We start from the raw sequence: 16863 nt of genomic DNA on the forward strand, positions 1-16863 counted from the left end.
AAATGTACAATTTATTTGTTGTATTCCTGTCGTAAATTTGCGTCATAGAAAATCTATTCCTTTCTTAATAAAACAAATGAAAAAAAGTCTTATTGCCTTGTCTTTAGGAGGTCTAACTATTGGGATAACCGAATTTGTCATGATGGGTTTACTTCCTGATATTGCTTCAGATATGAAAGTTTCGATTCCGGTTGCCGGATATTTAATTTCGGCCTACGCTTTAGGTGTTGTTATTGGTGCACCTTTATTAGTAATCATCGGAAGAAATTTTCCACCAAAAAAAATGCTTTTAATATTAGCTTTGATGTTAACGGTTTTTAATGCCCTTTCTATTATTGCACCTACTTATAATTTTCTGTTTGCTTCGAGATTTCTTTCCGGATTACCGCACGGTGCCTTTTTTGGAGTGGGAGCGGTAGTCGCAAGCCGTTTGGCTGATAAAGGAAAAGAAGCACAAGCTATTTCAATAATGTTTGCAGGTTTAACCTTGGCAAATTTAATAGGTGTGCCAATTGGTACTTATATAGGACACCACTTTATATGGCGTTATACTTTTATATTGATTGCAATTGTTGGAATGCTTACTTTCTTGTTTATTTCTTTGTGGATGCCAAATCTCGAGAAAAGTGGTGATGTTAATATGAAAACACAATTGTTGTTTTTCAAAAAAACAGAAGCGTGGTTAATCATCGGGATTACGGCTATTGGTTTTGGAGGATTATTTGCCTGGATAAGTTATATAGCGCCTTTATTGATAAATGTTTCTAAATTTTCTCCAGAAGATGTTTCTTATATTTTAATATTAGCTGGATTCGGAATGGTAGTTGGGAATTTTCTTGGAGGAAAACTGGCAGATAAATTCTCTCCGGCACCAACTGTATTAGCATTGTTATTTGTAATGGTGATCGATTTAATTATGGTTTACTCTTTATCTTCTAATCAATATATCTCTTTATTCTTTACGTTTTTAACAGGAGCAATTTCGTTTTCGGTGATTGCACCAATTAATATGTTAATGATTAAAACAGCCAAAGATGCAGAAATGATTGCTTCGGCAGCACTTCAGGGAAGTTTTAATATTGGTAATGCCTTAGGTGCTTTTTTAGGCGGATTGCCTTTAGCAGCAGGTTATAGTTATGCTTCTCCAAATCTTATAGGAGTTGGCATGGCATCTACAGGAATGATTATAACTTTAATTTTAATGCAAAAACACAAAACTTCGCTGCAGTTGCAAAGTGTGTAAATAGTATTTTCTAAACTATACAAAAAAGCCCTTACACTAATTTTAGTGTAAGGGCTTTTTTGTGCGCAATATTATCTTCTTTTTAACATTCGTTCATGATTGCAGAAAGCAAATTAAGATTCCTTCATTTTAAAATAGTACTATTTTCCTACTTGATTTAAAAAAAAAGATTTATTGTCTTATTGACTTTAAGTGTGATTTTTACACCTGATAATTATTTAAATTTTATTTATGTAATCGATTGTTTTTTTAGCAAATAGAAAACAATTGTATGATTAATAAAAATATATTTAATATTTATTCATAACATAAATTACATATGTCGCATAAAAAAACAGCTTTATTTTTCATATATAATTTTTTTTAGGAAATTTTTATGAATTTTAATTTTTTATATAAAAAAAATATTTATGTTTGTGTAATCGATTACATGATGTTGCACTACTGAGAAAAATTAATGTTTTTGCTTAAAAAAGCGCACTATTCCTGAGTTGATAAAAAATTACCACATATAAAAGAGAGTATATAAAAACAAAAAACCACTAAAACGAAAACCAATTAATAACTTAAACACTAAACCATGAATTTTAAAGATTTATTTAATAAAAGAACAAATTGTTGTTTTGCAGTTGTTTTCTTATTGTGCTTATTCATGAGCAACAAAGTAAGTGCGCAAAATGTAACACTGGAGGGTACGGTAAACGATGCCACAGGAATGAGCCTTCCAGGTGTTAACGTGCAAGAAAAAGGTACAAAAAATGGTACCTCGACAGACTTTGACGGGCGATATAAGCTAAAGCTCACCAATCCTAAAAATGCGGTGATAACTTTTTCTTTTATAGGCTTTAAAACAAAAGAAATTCCTTTAGCCGGAAAAACTAAAATTGATGTTTCATTAGTTGAAGACTCAAACAACCTGAATGAGGTTGTTGTAGTTGGATATTCTAGTGTGAAAAAATCAGATTTGACTGGTGCTGTTTCTGTAGTTTCAGGAAATGATTTAAGAAAAAATCCTGTAGCAAATTTAGCTGAAGCTCTTACAGGGCGTGTAGCTGGGGTTCAGGTAACTTCTTCTGAAGGTTCTCCGGATTCTGAGATCAAAATTAGAATTCGTGGTGGAGGCTCATTAACGCAGGATAGTGCGCCGCTTATATTAGTAGACGGATTCCCGGTAAATAGTATGAACGATGTTCCTGCTGCTGACGTAGAATCTCAAACGATATTAAAAGACGCTTCTTCAACAGCAATTTATGGTTCGAGAGGAGCAAATGGAGTTATTCTTATTACAACCAAAAGAGGTAAAGATGGAGCAATATCAGTGAACTATAATATGTTCTATGGTATGAAAACTTTAGCCAAACAAATTGATGTTCTTCCAACGGAGGATTTTGTTAAATGGCAATATGAGTATGCTTTATTAGATGCACCAACTGCGGGAGATGTTAGTTCTTACACAAAATATTTTGGTAATTGGCAAGATAGAGATTTGTATAATGGTATAAAAGGCGATAATTGGCAAAAACAAATTTATGGTCGTACTGGAGAAGTACAAAGCCGTGATTTAGGAATACGTGGTGGTTCTGATAAAATCAATTTTAATTTTAACTATGCACACTATGATGAAAAAGCGATCATGGTAGGTTCAGATTTTAACAGAAACAACTTGTCTTTAGCTTTAAATAGTAAAGCCAGCGATAAAATTGATCTTTCTTTTACAATGCGTTATGCTGATACAGAAATCAATGGTGGTGGACTTAACGAACAAAAAGAAGTTTCTTCTGCAGATGCTCGTTTGCGTCATGCCGTTGGGTATTCTCCGATTCCGTTACCAGGTTTAACAACAGATAATACTGATGAAGCAGTTTCTAGTTATTTAGTGAATCCTTTCGTTGCTACTGCAGATGCAGATCGTCAGCAATTTAGAAAAGTATTTAATATGTTAGGAAGTTTCTCTTGGAAAATTGTTGAAAACCTTCAGTTTAAATCAGATTTTGGATTGGATAATTTTTACTATCAGGATTATCGTTTCTACGGTCGTAGTACTTATTACGTAAATAACGTACCAGCTTCAGAAAATCAAGGTATGCCAGCGCTTACTCTTGGAGATCGCAGAGATAACAGATTTAGAAATGCGAATACACTAAGCTATGATTTTAAAAAGTTATTGCCAGAAGAGCATAATCTTAAATTCCTTGTTGGAGAAGAGATGATCGATACTAAATCAACTCAAAACCTGACTACTATTCACGGTTTTCCAAAATTTTTCGATTTCGAGCAGGCACAAAAACTTACTACTCAGGGTAAACCAAACTCTGTAGACAATTACTACCTTCCGGATGATAAATTACTTTCATTCTTTGGTAGTGCAAATTATGATTATAAAGGGCGTTATTTACTTACGGCTACTTATCGTGCAGATGGTTCTAGTAGATTTCTTGATGATAATCGTTGGGGCTTTTTCCCTGCAGCAGCTGTTGCATGGAAATTATCTGAAGAGAGTTTCTTAAAAAATACATCGTGGATTAATTTACTTAAACTTAGATTAAGTTACGGAGAAGCTGGAAATAATAATATTCCGGTAGGACAAACTGTTCAAAGCTTTGAATCGTCAACTACAACATGGATTCATGGTGTTGAAAACTTCTGGTCTGCGTCTAAAACATTAGCTAATCCTGACTTGAAATGGGAAACTACCGTAACGCAAAACTTAGGTCTTGATTACGATTTATTCAAAGGTAGATTAACAGGATCGTTAGAGGTTTACAAAAATGTAACGAAAGATCTTTTAATCCTTTTCCCAGTAGCCGGAACTGGTTATGATAACCAATACAGAAACATGGGAGAAACTCAAAATACAGGTTTTGAAGCTACTGCAAATGTTGTAGCAATCGATAAGCCAAAGTACGGATTGAACTTCTCATTTAATATTGGTGTAAACAAAAACAGAATCAACTCTCTTGGAGTTATGAGTAATTTTGGGATGAACACAAACTGGGCATCTACTCAAATCGGAAATGATTATGCTGTAAATGTTGGTTCTCCAATTGGTTTAATGTACGGTTACAAAAATGATGGACGTTATGAAGTTTCAGACTTTGATTATAACGGAACAACTTATACTTTGAAATCTGGAGTTGCTAATGCCTCAACAGTTGTTGGAACTGTTCAGCCAGGTTACATGAAATTGAAAGATATTAATGGAGATGGGGTTGTGAACAATAGTGATCTTACTATTATTGGAGATGCAAATCCAAAAGCTACCGGAGGTTTCGCAATTAATGCTAATGCTTACGGATTTGATTTCTCAGCAGCATTTAACTACAGCATCGGAAATGATATTTATAATGCAAACAAAATTGAGTTTACTACATCAAATCAAAATGGGCAATACAGAAATTTAAGTTCAGAAATGGCTGATGGAAAAAGATGGACAAATCTTAATGTTGAAACAGGAGCTTTAGTAACAAATCCTACTGAATTAGAAGCATTAAATGCTAATACAACAATGTGGTCTCCGTTTATGAGCCGTTTTGTTTTCAGTGACTGGGCGGTTGAAGATGGTTCATTCTTAAGACTTAATACACTTACTTTAGGTTATACGGCGCCAAATTCTTTTACTGATGCAATACATGCTACTAAAGTAAGATGTTACTTAACAGCTACAAACGTTTTTGTCATTACAAACTATTCAGGTCCAGATCCAGAGGTTTCTACAAGAAGAAATACTCCACTTACGCCGGGTGTTGATTATTCAGCGTACCCACGTAGCAGACAATTGGTTTTTGGTTTAAACCTAAGTTTTTAATTTAATAATTATCACGATGAAACATAAAATAATAATAGCAGGTCTAATTATAACAAGTCTTTTTACTTCTTGTCAGGAAGATTATTTAGATGCTCCTGCACAATCGACATTAGACGAATCAATAATTTTTTCTACAGCAGGATTGGCTGAAGGTGCGGTTGATGGAATAAAAGTGCCATTTGCTGAAACTAACTCTTACAGAGGTCGTTTTCTTCCTTTTTATGGATTGAATACTGATACTGAGTGGTATAATAGTTCGCAAACAGCTGGCGATGCTGCCGATTTGTGTGTTTATGATGCAAAAGCAATTAACTCACAAATGAATACTACAAATAATGCATGGGCAATGATGTATTCAGGAATCGAACGTGCTAATATTTGTATCCGTGGTTTGCGTCAATATGGTGATCCTAGACCTGGAACAGATCTTGGGTATTTGCTAGGAGAAGCTTTGACATTAAGAGCCATTTATTATGCAGATTTAATCAAAGCATGGGGAGATGTTCCGGCTCGTTTTGAACCAATCAATTCAGCGACGATTTATTTAGCTAAATCAAGTCGCGATGTAGTTTACAAACAAATCATTAAAGATTTGGGAGAAGCATCTACTTTAGTGCCTTGGCCAAATGAAACCTCAGCAACAAATTCTGTAGAAAGAATTAATAAAGCATTTGTAAAAGGATTTCGTGCTCGTTTAGCTTTGGCTGCAAGTGGATTTCAACAATATCCTGACGGAATTAGAAGAAGTACAGATCCTGAACTTTCTGTTGCGGCTATGTATAGATTAGCTTTAGATGAGTCTCGTTCTGTAATTGAGAGTGGAAAAGCTCATTTAGAGCCATCATTTGAAACATTCTGGAAAAAATACAATCAAGAAGTTACTGCAGCAGGTGGAGAATCTCTTTGGGAACTTCCTTTCGCTGATGGTAGAGGTAGAATGCTGTTTAGTTTTGCTGTTCGTCATACAACAAATGACCAGTTTCATGCCAATGGTGCTAACCGTGGAGGTACTGCAGGCCCACTTCCTTTTGTGTTTTACGATTATGATCAACAAGATACTCGTAGAGATGTAACGTGTGTTCCTTATAAATATGGAACAGCCGTTAATAATATTGCTAAACAAGAATTAGGTGCTTTAAATACTTGGTACTTCGGAAAATACCGTTACGAATGGATGACTCGTTTTGTTACTTCAACAAATGATGATGGTGTAAATAAAATTTATATGCGATATGCTGAGGTTCTTCTTATTGCGGCAGAGACAGCTAATGAATTAGAGGGCCCAGCAGCAGCAGCTCCTTATTTAAAAGAAATTCGTAGAAGAGCTTTTGCTCCTGCTGTTCAGGCTGTAAAAGTAGATTCTTATGTAAATGCGCTAACAAGTAAAGAAGCAATGTTTAATGCACTTGTAGAAGAAAATAAATATGAATTTACTGGAGAAATGGAACGTAAGCAAGCACTTATTCGTTGGAATTTGCTTAAAGCGAAATTAGATCAGGCAAAACAAAAAATGACAAACTTAGCCACACATACGCAAGAGTATGCAGATGTACCAGCTACTTTATATTATAAATTTAAAGCAGATAACGTATCTCTTGATATCTACGGATTGAACAGAGGAGAAACAACAAATCCTGGTGTAGCTTATACAGCTTTTCCATGGACATGGACAGGAGCTGCTGCAGATACAAAGATAGCATCGCTTTATAAACCAGGTGTAAATCCTGATAACAGACAATTCTGGCCAATATGGCAAGTGTTTATTGATGGAAGTAATGGGCAATTAACTAACGATTACGGTTATTAAGATCTTAGAAAAAATTAATAAAGTTATTATGATGAAAACAAAATATATTTTAAAAGGATTAATGGCCACATTACTCCTTACGTTTGCAGTCTCAAGCTGTGAAAGTTATAATGAAGAGTTATTAGATGGTTTAGGAAATACAAGAGAATTTTCTCCGATTGAACTAACTGCAAAAGTGAGAAACCAAACTTTCGTTGAACTTAATTGGACTGTAAATTCTGCTGCCGATCATTATACTGTAGAATTTAGTGCTGATGATCCGGAATTTAAAGTAATTTATAAAACATTACAAGTTACAGGATCTCAATTGCCATTGACAGTACAGCTTGAAGGTGAAACCACTTATGCCATAAGAGTAAAAGCAATTACAACAGGTTTAGCAGATTCAAAATGGTCAGTGACAACTGCAACAACTTTATCAGAGCAGCTTTTCTTACCTGTACAACCTGCAGATATTGAAGCAAAACAAGTTACTTTAAGATGGGTTCCTAATAGCAATGTAACGCAAATTACAGTTGCTCCTGGAAATATAACTCATGTTATAACCGCTGCAGAGAAAACAGCAGGTGTGGCATTAGTTACCGGACTTACAGGAGAAACGGCTTACACCGCTACTTTATTAAATGGTACTAAAAAGAGAGGTGTTGTTACTTTTACAACAGGAATTGATATAGGAACAGGTATTTTGGTTAAAAGCACCGACGATTTAATGCAAAAAATTGCTGATGCAGCATCTGGCGCCGTATTGGTTTTAGAACCAGGTGATTATACTGCAGCAAATCAAACAGGAGCAATTACTTTAAATAAATCAATTACATTAAGAGGACTTCGTAGCTATAATACGCCAAAACTTCATGTGAACTTTGTTTTAGCTACTGGCGCAGCCAACCTTAGTTTAATAGATCTTGATTTAAAAGGAGACAAAGGAGCTGCCGGAGCTGCAGTTTCAGTTGTGAAATACAATGATAATAGCGTTACATACGGTGCTCTTTTGATAAGTGGTTGTAATATACATGATTATGGCGTATCATTAATCAGTGCAAACTTAACTGCTGCTAAAATTACTTCTATAATAGTTGATAATAGTATTGTTACAAATGTATTGACAACTGGAGGAGAATTTATAGATGTCAGAGGTTCTCAAGTAGCGCAGCTTACTCTTAAAAATAGTACTTTTAATAATTGTGCAACAGCAAGATACTTCATTAGAATGGATGCTGGTCTAACAGGATTAACTACAAACGTATTAATTGATTCTTGTACCATCAATAATCCAAATATGTTAAATACGGCTGCCAATGCAATTTTATATACACGTTTTGTTACTAATATAATAGCGGTTAAAAATACATTGTTTGCAAATACACCTGCACCGTATACGAGAGAAACTGCTACGGCTAACCCAACGTTTACAAGTAATAATTATTACAATTCACCAAATTTAAATGGTAATCCGAATGCGCTTGCAAACAATAGACCTGATACAGCAGGAACTGCATTAAACCCTCAATTTGTTGATGCAGCGACAGGTAATTTTACAGTTAAAAATCAAACTTTGATAGATAATAAAATTGGAGATCCACGTTGGAGACCATAACAAATTACATATTTAGATTTAGTTGAAAAAGGGATGCAATTTTGCATCCTTTTTTTGTTTTTGTAAAGTTCAAGTAAAGGAAAATATGTTTAATCTGTGTGGGTTTCTACTCAATATCCAAATCAAATTTCCCTAACAATCCTGCAAGTGCAGCATGAGAAACTTTTGTTCGTTTAATTTTATTTTCAGAAGGATCAAAAGCATAATTCCTGGAAGAACGAAAATCGGTTTTTTCCAGAATGCATTCCACGAAAGTGGCATTGGCCAAATCGCAATTTTTAAAAACGGCAAGAGACAAATCAGTATTAGAGAAATCGACATCTTTTAAAGAACAATCAATAAAGATGGTTTTCTTTAATTTTTTATAAATGAAGGTCGAATAGTCTAAAAGACAATCCTGGAACTGCATTGAAAACAAAAAACTGTTACTGGAACTGAAATCTAATCCCATCAATTTACAGCCCATAAACCGGATGTTTTTTAAACCTGTATTTTTAAGAATAGTTAATGAAAGATTACAATTTTTAAAAGTGCAATCTAAGAAATCAATAGCGCTAAAATCACTTTTAGAGAAATTGCAATTGCTGAATTCACAATTTACAAATTCGTTATTCGATAGTTTTTGATCCGAATAATCAACGGTATCAAAAGTTTTGTTTTGATGCAAGGTAGTTTCCATAATAGATAGGCGAGTTTTGAGTAGAAGTTTGATTGGAATTTTATTCTAATTCGATACAATCAAAAATGTTGTTTTGTAATACTATTTCAGAAACTTCGGTTTCGCTATCGATTCGTAAAATGTTGTCACAATCTTCAAGATCAAAATTCCATGAAGCATGCGGTAGTAATTCGGAAAGTAACGCTGTGGCGAATTCTAATTTTGATTTTGAATCGACAGTCGTTTTAAAAACATAAATCATAATTTGCTTTTTTCAATGGGCAAATTTCAATAAAAAGGAAAGAATTAAATAGGATTTCGTAATCAATAATTAGGATTTATCAATCATTTTTCGATATTGTACGGGAGTCAAACCTTCGTGTTTTTTGAAGAATCTGCTAAAGTAAGAATGATCCTCGTGTCCTACTTTTATGGCGATTTCGCTTATCGAAAGTGTAGTTTGAAATAGTAAATATTTAGCTTCTAATAAAATGGTTTCTTCAATCCATTTGGTAGCTGATTTGCCAGTTGAAGATTTTACCGATTTGTTTAAATGATTTGGCGTAACGTTGAGTAGTGAGGCGTAAAAATTAACCTGATGTTGTGTTTTTATATTCGCATATAGGAGTTCTTTGTATCTACTCGAAAGAACCGTAGCTGCTGAACCAATTTTAGGTGTTTTGACCGCATTTTTATTCATCTCGCAAAACAATGCCATTAAATAAGATTGCACAATATTTAAATTGGCTATTTCATTTTCAAGATATTCTGTTTGTAAACGATTTAATAAATTCAGAATAAAAACAACATCCTTTTCCGGAATCGTAATTTTAGGAGTTCCGGATATTTTTAGAAAATCAAAATCATGAAGCATTTCCCTGGTGCCATATTTTCCTATTAGAATATCAGGGTGAAACTGGCAAATAAAACCACTATGATTGCTGTTAATATGTTCTATCGAAAAAATCTGGCCGGCCGGAACCACAATAAATTCATTGGTTTGCGTTCTGTATTCCTCATAACCCAGTTTCATAATATGTTTGCCCGATGTAATAAAAAGCAGTGTAAAACAACTGTGTTTAGAAGGCGGAACTGTATACTGAAGCTGCATCATTTCTTCGATTTTCAAACAAAAAAAATGATCTGAATTCGATTTGAATAACAAATGTATCGGATTTTCTTCACCAAGAAATCGCTCCCGAAATCCCTTCGCTCCGTAAGTTTTTATTTTTTCGTTTACTTGTTTTTTCATCCTTAATAATAAAGTCTAAAATCAAGTAATTGACAAAGTGCATAATGTTTTTGGTACAATTCTTCAACGACTTCGGTAAGATCGTCATTGTCCTGATACAGACTAAAAAAAGCTTTATCAATAGTACTGCTGCTTGCTATTTTATTATAAGTTGATCCATAACCTGAAATCGCGCGTGCTCCGGTTATGTCGAGAAAATATTGTGCTTCTTCTTCGTTGAGGTCTAATATTTTCTTATTGGCAAAATGAATTACTTTTCCTTTCATTTTTCCTTCAAAAAGTTCTGCTATTTCTTCAAGACTATAATAATAATCGTGAAGGCAAATGTTGTTAGGTTCACCCGGCATTACCAAATAAATGATTTCATAATCTTTAAAATTATGATCTTCATATAGCAATACATTCAAGCTTTCTTCTAAACCTTCAATGGTATCACAGGTTTTATAAATACTCGCAATACCTTGATCAATAGCAATCTCTTCTAGATTTTTAACCACTTGAGTTTCCAAGTAAGTATCTACATCAGGGACACCTTCCAGACAGAAAATAAATTTATCATGCTCCATAACAGTACACTTTCAGGTGAGTGGTGAAAAGACTCTCTTTGTTTTCGTTTTGACAAATGTATTTTTTTATGTGGAAAAACTGTTACAAGTTGCCAATTTTAACGTGCTTTTTGCAATTGTTCCTTATAATAAACAGCAATTAAAATTCTGGGACAAACCCAATTTGATTTCTAAATATTCCACAACATAGTAAGACAAATAGATACAATTTAGAACAACAAATCCCAATCCTTTTTTCTGCTAAACCAGTAATTTTGAAGTACTGAATATTTATTTCTAAATCAAAAAAAACAAAGCAAAATGGTGAATGAGAGAGTGATGGAGAAGCTGGGCATACTGGCTGATGCGGCGAAATATGATGTTTCATGTTCGTCGGCATTAAGCAAGCGCGAGAATAAAGACAAAGGTCTGGGGAATGCAAAAGGTTATGGTATTTGTCATGCGTTTACCGAAGATGGGCGTTGTGTATCACTATTGAAAATCTTGCTGACCAACCATTGTATTTTTGATTGTGCGTATTGCGTAAGCCGGAAAAGTAATGATGTAAAGCGCGCCGCTTTTACGGTGCAGGAAGTCGTTGATTTGACCATAGGTTTTTACCGAAGAAATTATATTGAAGGTTTGTTTTTGAGTTCGGGTATTTTTGATAATGCCGATTATACCATGGAACGCCTCGTTAGAATTGCCAAGAAATTACGCTTAGAAGAAAATTTCAATGGCTACATTCATCTAAAAGCAATTCCGGGTGCGAGTGACGAACTCTTGAAAGAAGCCGGAATATATGCTGATCGTTTAAGTGTAAATGTCGAAATGCCAACAGAGCAAAGCCTGAAATTGCTGGCGCCTGATAAAAATCATAGCGATGTGATTAAGCCGATGGAATATCTCAAAAATGAAATTATAGGTTATAAAGAAGAAAAGAAACTAAATTATAAAGCACCGCTTTTTGCTCCGGCTGGTCAAAGTACTCAAATGGTTATTGGAGCAACAAAAGAAAGTGATCTTGAGATTCTGGGCATGGCCGATTATTTTTATCAGAAGATGAATATGAAACGCGTGTATTATTCGGGTTATGTGCCTATCAGTTATGATAATCGGCTTCCTGCTATTGGTACGCCGGTTCCAATAATTCGCGAAAATCGTTTGTATCAGGCCGATTGGCTAATACGCTATTACGGATTTAATGTTAATGAAATAGTAGGATTTAATCAGCCTAATCTGGATCTGGATATTGATCCTAAACTCGGATGGGCACTTCGAAACCTCAACCAATTTCCTGTAGACGTCAATACAGCCGATTTAGAATTAATAAAACGTATTCCGGGAATTGGATATTTAAGTGCTAAAAAAATTGTGGCGGCCCGACAATTCAAAAAACTTTTTCCGGAAGATTTAAAAAAGCTGGGAATTGCATATTCGCGTGCCAAATATTTTCTGGCTTTCGCTACACCGTTTCAAATGCAGAAAGATTTAACTTCTATCCAAATCAAGAATCAGATTTTAAATCTCCAAAAAAGTAAATACAAAAATGATTTCTCTAATCAGCTTGCTCTATTTTAATCGAAAATGACACAAGTAATTTACGACGGAACATATGAAGGCTGGCTCACAGCGGTATTTGAGATTTATGAATTTAAATTTCAAGATATTGTTTTTGCCAAAAAAGAAGCATCTGCGGTTTTACTCTTTGCAGAAAATCATTTTGTCATAACAGATGTATCAAAGGCAAATCGGGTTTTGAAAGGTCTAAAGCAACGTCTTTCATCAGAGGGGTTTGAAGGGGTTTATAAAGCATTTTTATCAGATGTGAATCAAATTGAAGAAATCATGTTTCGGTTTGTTCAATATGTATTTTCGAGTTCAAAAAATGTAGAAGAAGATTTTGGAAACAACGTTGTACTCGATCTAAAAAAAGCGACCCGACTTAGCGGAAAAGAGGCACACAGAATGGAAGCTTTTGTTCGTTTTAAACTCACTAAAGATCAATTGTATTATGCGATTATAGAACCTGACTGCGATGTTTTACCACTGATAGAAAATCATTTTAAAAAACGTTATGCTGACCAGCGCTGGATAATTTATGATGTAAAAAGGAAATATGGTATTTATTATGACTTAGAAAATGTTGCTTTAGTAGAATTGCAGTTTAATTCTAAATCAAATTCAGCTAAACACTTAACTGAAATTTGCGATGAAAAGGAAGAATTTTTTCAGAGTTTATGGCGAAAGTATTTCAGCAGTGTCAATATTAAATCACGAAAAAATATGAAGCTTCATGTTCAGCACATGCCAAAACGTTATTGGAAGCATATGATTGAGAAAATCCCGGAACTTAAATGATACAATACGTTTTAAGTAATAAAAAAGAGGCTTAAAGCCTCTTAATTTTTTTAATGTTTTCCGTTTCCTTTACCATTTCCGTGACCTTTGCCATTTCCATGGTTTCCGTTATCTTTTTCGTGTTTATTATTTCCTTTTCCCGGTTTTTGACCGATTGTTTTTTGAGGTTTTCCTTTGTAACCTTTTCCATATTTTACTTTATGGGTTTTAAAATTATCATAAGGAGCATTTCCTCGGTAATCGGTTAAAACAACTTTGTATTCGTTGTAAAGATCATAATTTCTATATGCAGATGGTAGTGTTCTGGCTCTTAACCATTTTCCATTACTGATATAAATATAATTAGATGTGTTTACATCATAATAAGTTTCAAGATCTGGTAAATAATAATAACGTGCATCGTTATATCCAACTGGTCCCCAAGCGGGGGGCGTACCAATATTTACATTTACATTAACCTGGGCGTTTGAAAAGTTAATCGCTAAAAGCAACAATCCGGCAAATAAATATTTTAATGATTTCATGATTTCAATCTTTTAAATTATTAATAATGGTAATAAAACAAAAAGCGTACCTAAAATAAAATTAAGCATTTTCTACCAGTTCAATATCCATTGTTTTGATTAATTCATCTTGAAAAGTATAAATATGTTTTACTAATCCGTCAAACATTAAATTGCCTTGTAAATCTTTTACATTTTGATGAACTTTAACTTCTAAGCTTCCATTTTCTCTTTCATTGAAACCTACTGGTTCAACTTTAGGATTTATTTCTGTCCACTGCCTGGTCCAATATTCCTTAATTTCATTGTGCCCGGAAATATAACCGCCTTCCCAGGCTTTAGACCACTGTACATCTGGTTGCATTGTTGATAATGCATTGTCGATGTTTCTTTCGTTAAATGCAGAATAGGCTTTTTTGATTGTGTTTTCGAATTGATTCATTAATTATTGATTTAGAATTACCTGTACATTATTTTTATTTCTCTGTTTTTAAAAATACACTTCCATAGAATAAAACGCCAACTGATATTAATAAGCAGGAAAACAGCCATGAACTAAAACCAGCTCTGCATGCGCCCATAAAACCTTGTGCATATAGAAGTACTATTGGATACATCAAATAACCACTTCCAAATTTTAATACTCGTTCTGTCGCTTTCATTTTTTGTGTATAATAAACAATGAAAAATGAAATGAAAAAACTTAATAAGATACCCCCAACTTTAGTGTTTATTTCATGAGCATCTAAGGTAAAGAATCCGGAAATAAGCATCAGGAGTAAATTTAAAAGAATTAAAAAGATTCCATCAATAATAAAAGCTCCAATTGGTTTGTTTTGAGATAGATTATTTAATTCTTCTAAATCTGTCTTATTAATTTGAAGTACATCGCATATCAGGCTCAACGTTTTTTCGCGTGGTTCGTTTTTGCTATTTTCAATTCTTTGAATGGTTCTCAAATTTACTTTTGATAATTCAGCAAGTTCTTCTTGAGTGAAACCTTTTAGTTTTCTTGTTTCACTAATTTTTTTTCCTATAGAATTCATAAATAAAATATCTTTTAGTTTACTCCAAAATTATTTTAAAAAGCATTATATGATAACGGTTATCTCACGACATTTTTACGACATTTGATAAATAGGGGAATATTTTGTAAAAAATTAAAACCAGTTTAAAATAATTGCAATTGATTATTTGGATTTGCAGGTTTTCTTTTAGGAGGCTTAGCATCTCCAAAAACAGTTCTTCCACCGTATTTGTGCGATTCGTCTCTTTCTCTTTGAATCAGAGCGTCAAAATTAGAATTTGGAGTAAAACTTTCTTCCGCTTTTCTTGAGATTTCAGATAATTTCCGAATAGCTTCTATTTTATCTTGATTGCCAATTTTAGCTCGATTAATAGCTCTTTGTAAAGTATCAATCGTTTCATCATAAATTTTTACAGGAACAGGAAATGGATGTCCGTCTTTTCCGCCATGAGCGAATGAAAATCGTGCCGGATCTTCAAATCGGGTAGGAGTGCCATAAATGATTTCGCTAACTAATGCTAATGACTGTAAAGCTCTTGGTCCCATTCCTTTTAAAAGCAATAATTCTTCAAAATCTTCGGGTTTGTTTTCGTGAGTTGTCCAGAGCATTGCACCAAGTCTTTTCATATTAACATCTTCCATTCTGACATCATGATGTGCTGGCATGGAAAGATGTTGCATTTCTTTCATGATTTTTGTTGGAGATTCTTTAGATAATTCTAAAATACCTTCTCTGGATTTTGCGGCTGCCTGAGCAGTAAGATTTAGAATAGTACCTTGATTCTCCCCATAAATAAAGGTGTGTGGTTCGTTTATAAAAGATTTCAAATCTTGTGAATGCCAATGGTATCTTCTCGCTGTTTTTGTGTTAGGATTCATTCCTTGCTGAATAACGGCCCATTGTCCTTTATTGTCAACAATAAAATTATGCTGGTACAATTGAAATCCGTCCTGAATGGCTGTATTGTCTACTTTGGCGGTAAGTCTGCTGCAATTTGCAAGATTGTTACCATCAAGACCTGTTTTTTCGCCAACAAACAAAAGTTCCTGAGGCGTTGCCATTGAATGTTTGCCTTTGCCTCCGCAAATATATATTCCGAGTTCTTTTGAATGTGGATTTATTGATTTTTTTAATGCTCCAAGAACTGAAGTTGTAATCCCGGAAGAATGCCAGTCCATTCCCATCACAGCGCCAAAACTTTGAAACCAAAAAGGATTGCTTAGTTTGTTTATCACTTCAGAGGTAGAAAATTCTAAAGCAATAGTTTCTACAATGGCAAAACCAAGTTTAGCCATTCGTTCGGCAAGCCATAATGGAACATGTCCATAATGTAATGGAAGATCTGCTGTACCGGAACGCTTCATTTAGTGGGATTTGTATTTATACAAAAATAAATAAAATACTCTTGAATGCTGATCAGATCAAAAAGATGTTCCAATTTGGAACTGTTTACTACTCCTCTTCTAAATTATCAACAGCAGAAATCTGATCTAAAATATTGGTTTGATTAGGCGAAATATAGTTTTTTACTTCGGTGGGAGTTTCTTTCTTAAAAAGAATATCTAATGCATTGTACAATTTTAGTAAAACATCTTTGTCTTCTTTTGCAATATCTAAAGCAGTATTAAAATTAAAAACATAATTATTAGAATTACGTACTTCTACTTTTATAGTTTTTGATGTGATTTTAAATTTGACTATATCCATATTTATAACGTGTTAACTTTTTAAATTTTTTCTAATATGAGAATTCTAGCATACCAACTTTTCTAACATGCTACTAAAAAGTATTAAAGATATTTATTATTTAGAGTTATAGCTTAATTATTTACTGTAATTTTTTATATAGTAAATAATTAATTCTAATAAAAAACACTTAAACATTTGATGTTTAAGTGTTTGTTTTTTGTAGCGAGGACGGGAGTTGAACCCATGTCCGCCGCGGCGGATACAAACCCTGCTAGCTATAAATTATGAATAAGATTTTGAATAAATTCTCTTCCAATTCCTGTTTTAAAATATCTCTCTCTTTTCATTGCTTCAGATTTTGAATATAAAAATTCT

The 16863-nt window shown here is 33.6% G+C and carries 15 protein-coding genes; 6 read left to right on the plus strand and 9 right to left on the minus strand.

Annotated elements, in window-relative coordinates; translation table 11 throughout:
- The first annotated feature begins 76 nt into the window (after window positions 1-76).
- From AC1RRN_RS19740 to AC1RRN_RS19755, 4 genes are all read left to right on the plus strand, one after another.
- Window positions 77-1243, plus strand: coding sequence for an MFS transporter (locus AC1RRN_RS19740; RefSeq protein ID WP_492968946.1), 1167 nt, complete (start codon window positions 77-79; stop codon window positions 1241-1243).
- Window positions 1244-1823: 580 nt separating this feature from the next.
- Window positions 1824-5048 carry a SusC/RagA family TonB-linked outer membrane protein gene (locus tag AC1RRN_RS19745; RefSeq protein WP_492968947.1) on the plus strand — a complete coding sequence of 1075 codons (3225 nt, stop codon included), beginning with the start codon at window positions 1824-1826 and terminating at the stop codon, window positions 5046-5048.
- A gap of 16 nt (window positions 5049-5064) precedes the next feature.
- On the plus strand, window positions 5065-6855 hold the full coding sequence (locus AC1RRN_RS19750) for a RagB/SusD family nutrient uptake outer membrane protein (protein ID WP_492968948.1): 1791 nt from the start codon (window positions 5065-5067) through the stop codon (window positions 6853-6855).
- Window positions 6856-6886: 31 nt separating this feature from the next.
- A complete protein-coding gene (locus AC1RRN_RS19755) occupies window positions 6887-8452 on the plus strand; it encodes a DUF4957 domain-containing protein (RefSeq protein WP_492968949.1) in 1566 nt (521 codons plus the stop codon).
- A 106-nt stretch (window positions 8453-8558) separates the two neighbouring features.
- Here the strand turns inward: AC1RRN_RS19755 and AC1RRN_RS19760 are convergent, their stop codons facing one another.
- The 4 genes from AC1RRN_RS19760 to AC1RRN_RS19775 all read right to left on the minus strand — a co-directional run bounded on the left by AC1RRN_RS19760 (window position 8559) and on the right by AC1RRN_RS19775 (window position 10928).
- Window positions 8559-9131, minus strand: a complete 573-nt coding sequence (locus AC1RRN_RS19760; RefSeq protein ID WP_492968950.1) for a pentapeptide repeat-containing protein — start codon at window positions 9129-9131, stop codon at window positions 8559-8561.
- A 40-nt stretch (window positions 9132-9171) separates the two neighbouring features.
- Entirely contained in the window at window positions 9172-9372 is a 201-nt protein-coding gene (locus AC1RRN_RS19765; protein ID WP_492968951.1) for a hypothetical protein, read from the minus strand.
- Window positions 9373-9441: 69 nt separating this feature from the next.
- Entirely contained in the window at window positions 9442-10362 is a 921-nt protein-coding gene (locus AC1RRN_RS19770) for a helix-turn-helix domain-containing protein (protein ID WP_492968952.1), read from the minus strand.
- A 2-nt stretch (window positions 10363-10364) separates the two neighbouring features.
- Window positions 10365-10928, minus strand: coding sequence for a DUF6642 family protein (locus tag AC1RRN_RS19775; protein WP_072974515.1), 564 nt, complete (start codon window positions 10926-10928; stop codon window positions 10365-10367).
- 300 nt (window positions 10929-11228) lie between these two features.
- Between AC1RRN_RS19775 and AC1RRN_RS19780 the strand changes: the two genes are divergently transcribed.
- Together AC1RRN_RS19780 and AC1RRN_RS19785 are read left to right on the plus strand one after the other, a co-directional pair.
- Window positions 11229-12488, plus strand: a complete 1260-nt coding sequence (locus AC1RRN_RS19780) for a putative DNA modification/repair radical SAM protein (protein WP_492968953.1) — start codon at window positions 11229-11231, stop codon at window positions 12486-12488.
- A gap of 6 nt (window positions 12489-12494) precedes the next feature.
- The gene (locus tag AC1RRN_RS19785) at window positions 12495-13268 is read left to right on the plus strand and encodes a TIGR03915 family putative DNA repair protein (protein WP_492968954.1); all 774 of its coding nucleotides are present in this window, start codon (window positions 12495-12497) and stop codon (window positions 13266-13268) included.
- 50 nt (window positions 13269-13318) lie between these two features.
- On the opposite strand, the gene AC1RRN_RS19790 is transcribed toward AC1RRN_RS19785, so the two are convergent.
- The 5 genes from AC1RRN_RS19790 to AC1RRN_RS19810 all read right to left on the minus strand — a co-directional run bounded on the left by AC1RRN_RS19790 (window position 13319) and on the right by AC1RRN_RS19810 (window position 16506).
- Complete coding sequence (locus AC1RRN_RS19790; protein WP_492968955.1) at window positions 13319-13792, minus strand: hypothetical protein; 474 nt, start codon at window positions 13790-13792, stop codon at window positions 13319-13321.
- Between the two features lie 61 nt (window positions 13793-13853).
- On the minus strand, window positions 13854-14213 hold the full coding sequence (locus AC1RRN_RS19795) for a nuclear transport factor 2 family protein (RefSeq protein WP_492968956.1): 360 nt from the start codon (window positions 14211-14213) through the stop codon (window positions 13854-13856).
- A gap of 34 nt (window positions 14214-14247) precedes the next feature.
- Complete coding sequence (locus AC1RRN_RS19800; protein WP_492968957.1) at window positions 14248-14817, minus strand: helix-turn-helix domain-containing protein; 570 nt, start codon at window positions 14815-14817, stop codon at window positions 14248-14250.
- A 125-nt stretch (window positions 14818-14942) separates the two neighbouring features.
- Window positions 14943-16163 (minus strand): DUF763 domain-containing protein, encoded by a 1221-nt coding sequence (locus AC1RRN_RS19805; protein WP_492968958.1) that lies wholly within the window; start codon window positions 16161-16163, stop codon window positions 14943-14945.
- An 88-nt stretch (window positions 16164-16251) separates the two neighbouring features.
- Entirely contained in the window at window positions 16252-16506 is a 255-nt protein-coding gene (locus AC1RRN_RS19810) for a hypothetical protein (RefSeq protein WP_492968959.1), read from the minus strand.
- Window positions 16507-16863: the final 357 nt, after the last annotated feature.

The organism is Flavobacterium sp. GW821-FHT11G01 (assembly GCF_058808175.1).

What these genes read in the sequence shown, in the direction of transcription:
- AC1RRN_RS19780 (WP_492968953.1), top strand. Translation starts at nt 11,229, where the DNA reads ATGGTGAATGAGAGAGTGATGGAGAAGCTGGGCATACTGGCTGATGCG.
- AC1RRN_RS19775 (WP_072974515.1), bottom strand. Translation starts at nt 10,928, where the DNA reads ATGGAGCATGATAAATTTATTTTCTGTCTGGAAGGTGTCCCTGATGTA.
- AC1RRN_RS19770 (WP_492968952.1), bottom strand. Translation starts at nt 10,362, where the DNA reads ATGAAAAAACAAGTAAACGAAAAAATAAAAACTTACGGAGCGAAGGGA.
- AC1RRN_RS19810 (WP_492968959.1), bottom strand. Translation starts at nt 16,506, where the DNA reads ATGGATATAGTCAAATTTAAAATCACATCAAAAACTATAAAAGTAGAA.
- AC1RRN_RS19790 (WP_492968955.1), bottom strand. Translation starts at nt 13,792, where the DNA reads ATGAAATCATTAAAATATTTATTTGCCGGATTGTTGCTTTTAGCGATT.
- AC1RRN_RS19795 (WP_492968956.1), bottom strand. Translation starts at nt 14,213, where the DNA reads ATGAATCAATTCGAAAACACAATCAAAAAAGCCTATTCTGCATTTAAC.
- AC1RRN_RS19765 (WP_492968951.1), bottom strand. Translation starts at nt 9,372, where the DNA reads ATGATTTATGTTTTTAAAACGACTGTCGATTCAAAATCAAAATTAGAA.
- AC1RRN_RS19745 (WP_492968947.1), top strand. Translation starts at nt 1,824, where the DNA reads ATGAATTTTAAAGATTTATTTAATAAAAGAACAAATTGTTGTTTTGCA.
- AC1RRN_RS19750 (WP_492968948.1), top strand. Translation starts at nt 5,065, where the DNA reads ATGAAACATAAAATAATAATAGCAGGTCTAATTATAACAAGTCTTTTT.
- AC1RRN_RS19740 (WP_492968946.1), top strand. Translation starts at nt 77, where the DNA reads ATGAAAAAAAGTCTTATTGCCTTGTCTTTAGGAGGTCTAACTATTGGG.
- AC1RRN_RS19760 (WP_492968950.1), bottom strand. Translation starts at nt 9,131, where the DNA reads ATGGAAACTACCTTGCATCAAAACAAAACTTTTGATACCGTTGATTAT.
- AC1RRN_RS19785 (WP_492968954.1), top strand. Translation starts at nt 12,495, where the DNA reads ATGACACAAGTAATTTACGACGGAACATATGAAGGCTGGCTCACAGCG.
- AC1RRN_RS19805 (WP_492968958.1), bottom strand. Translation starts at nt 16,163, where the DNA reads ATGAAGCGTTCCGGTACAGCAGATCTTCCATTACATTATGGACATGTT.
- AC1RRN_RS19800 (WP_492968957.1), bottom strand. Translation starts at nt 14,817, where the DNA reads ATGAATTCTATAGGAAAAAAAATTAGTGAAACAAGAAAACTAAAAGGT.
- AC1RRN_RS19755 (WP_492968949.1), top strand. Translation starts at nt 6,887, where the DNA reads ATGAAAACAAAATATATTTTAAAAGGATTAATGGCCACATTACTCCTT.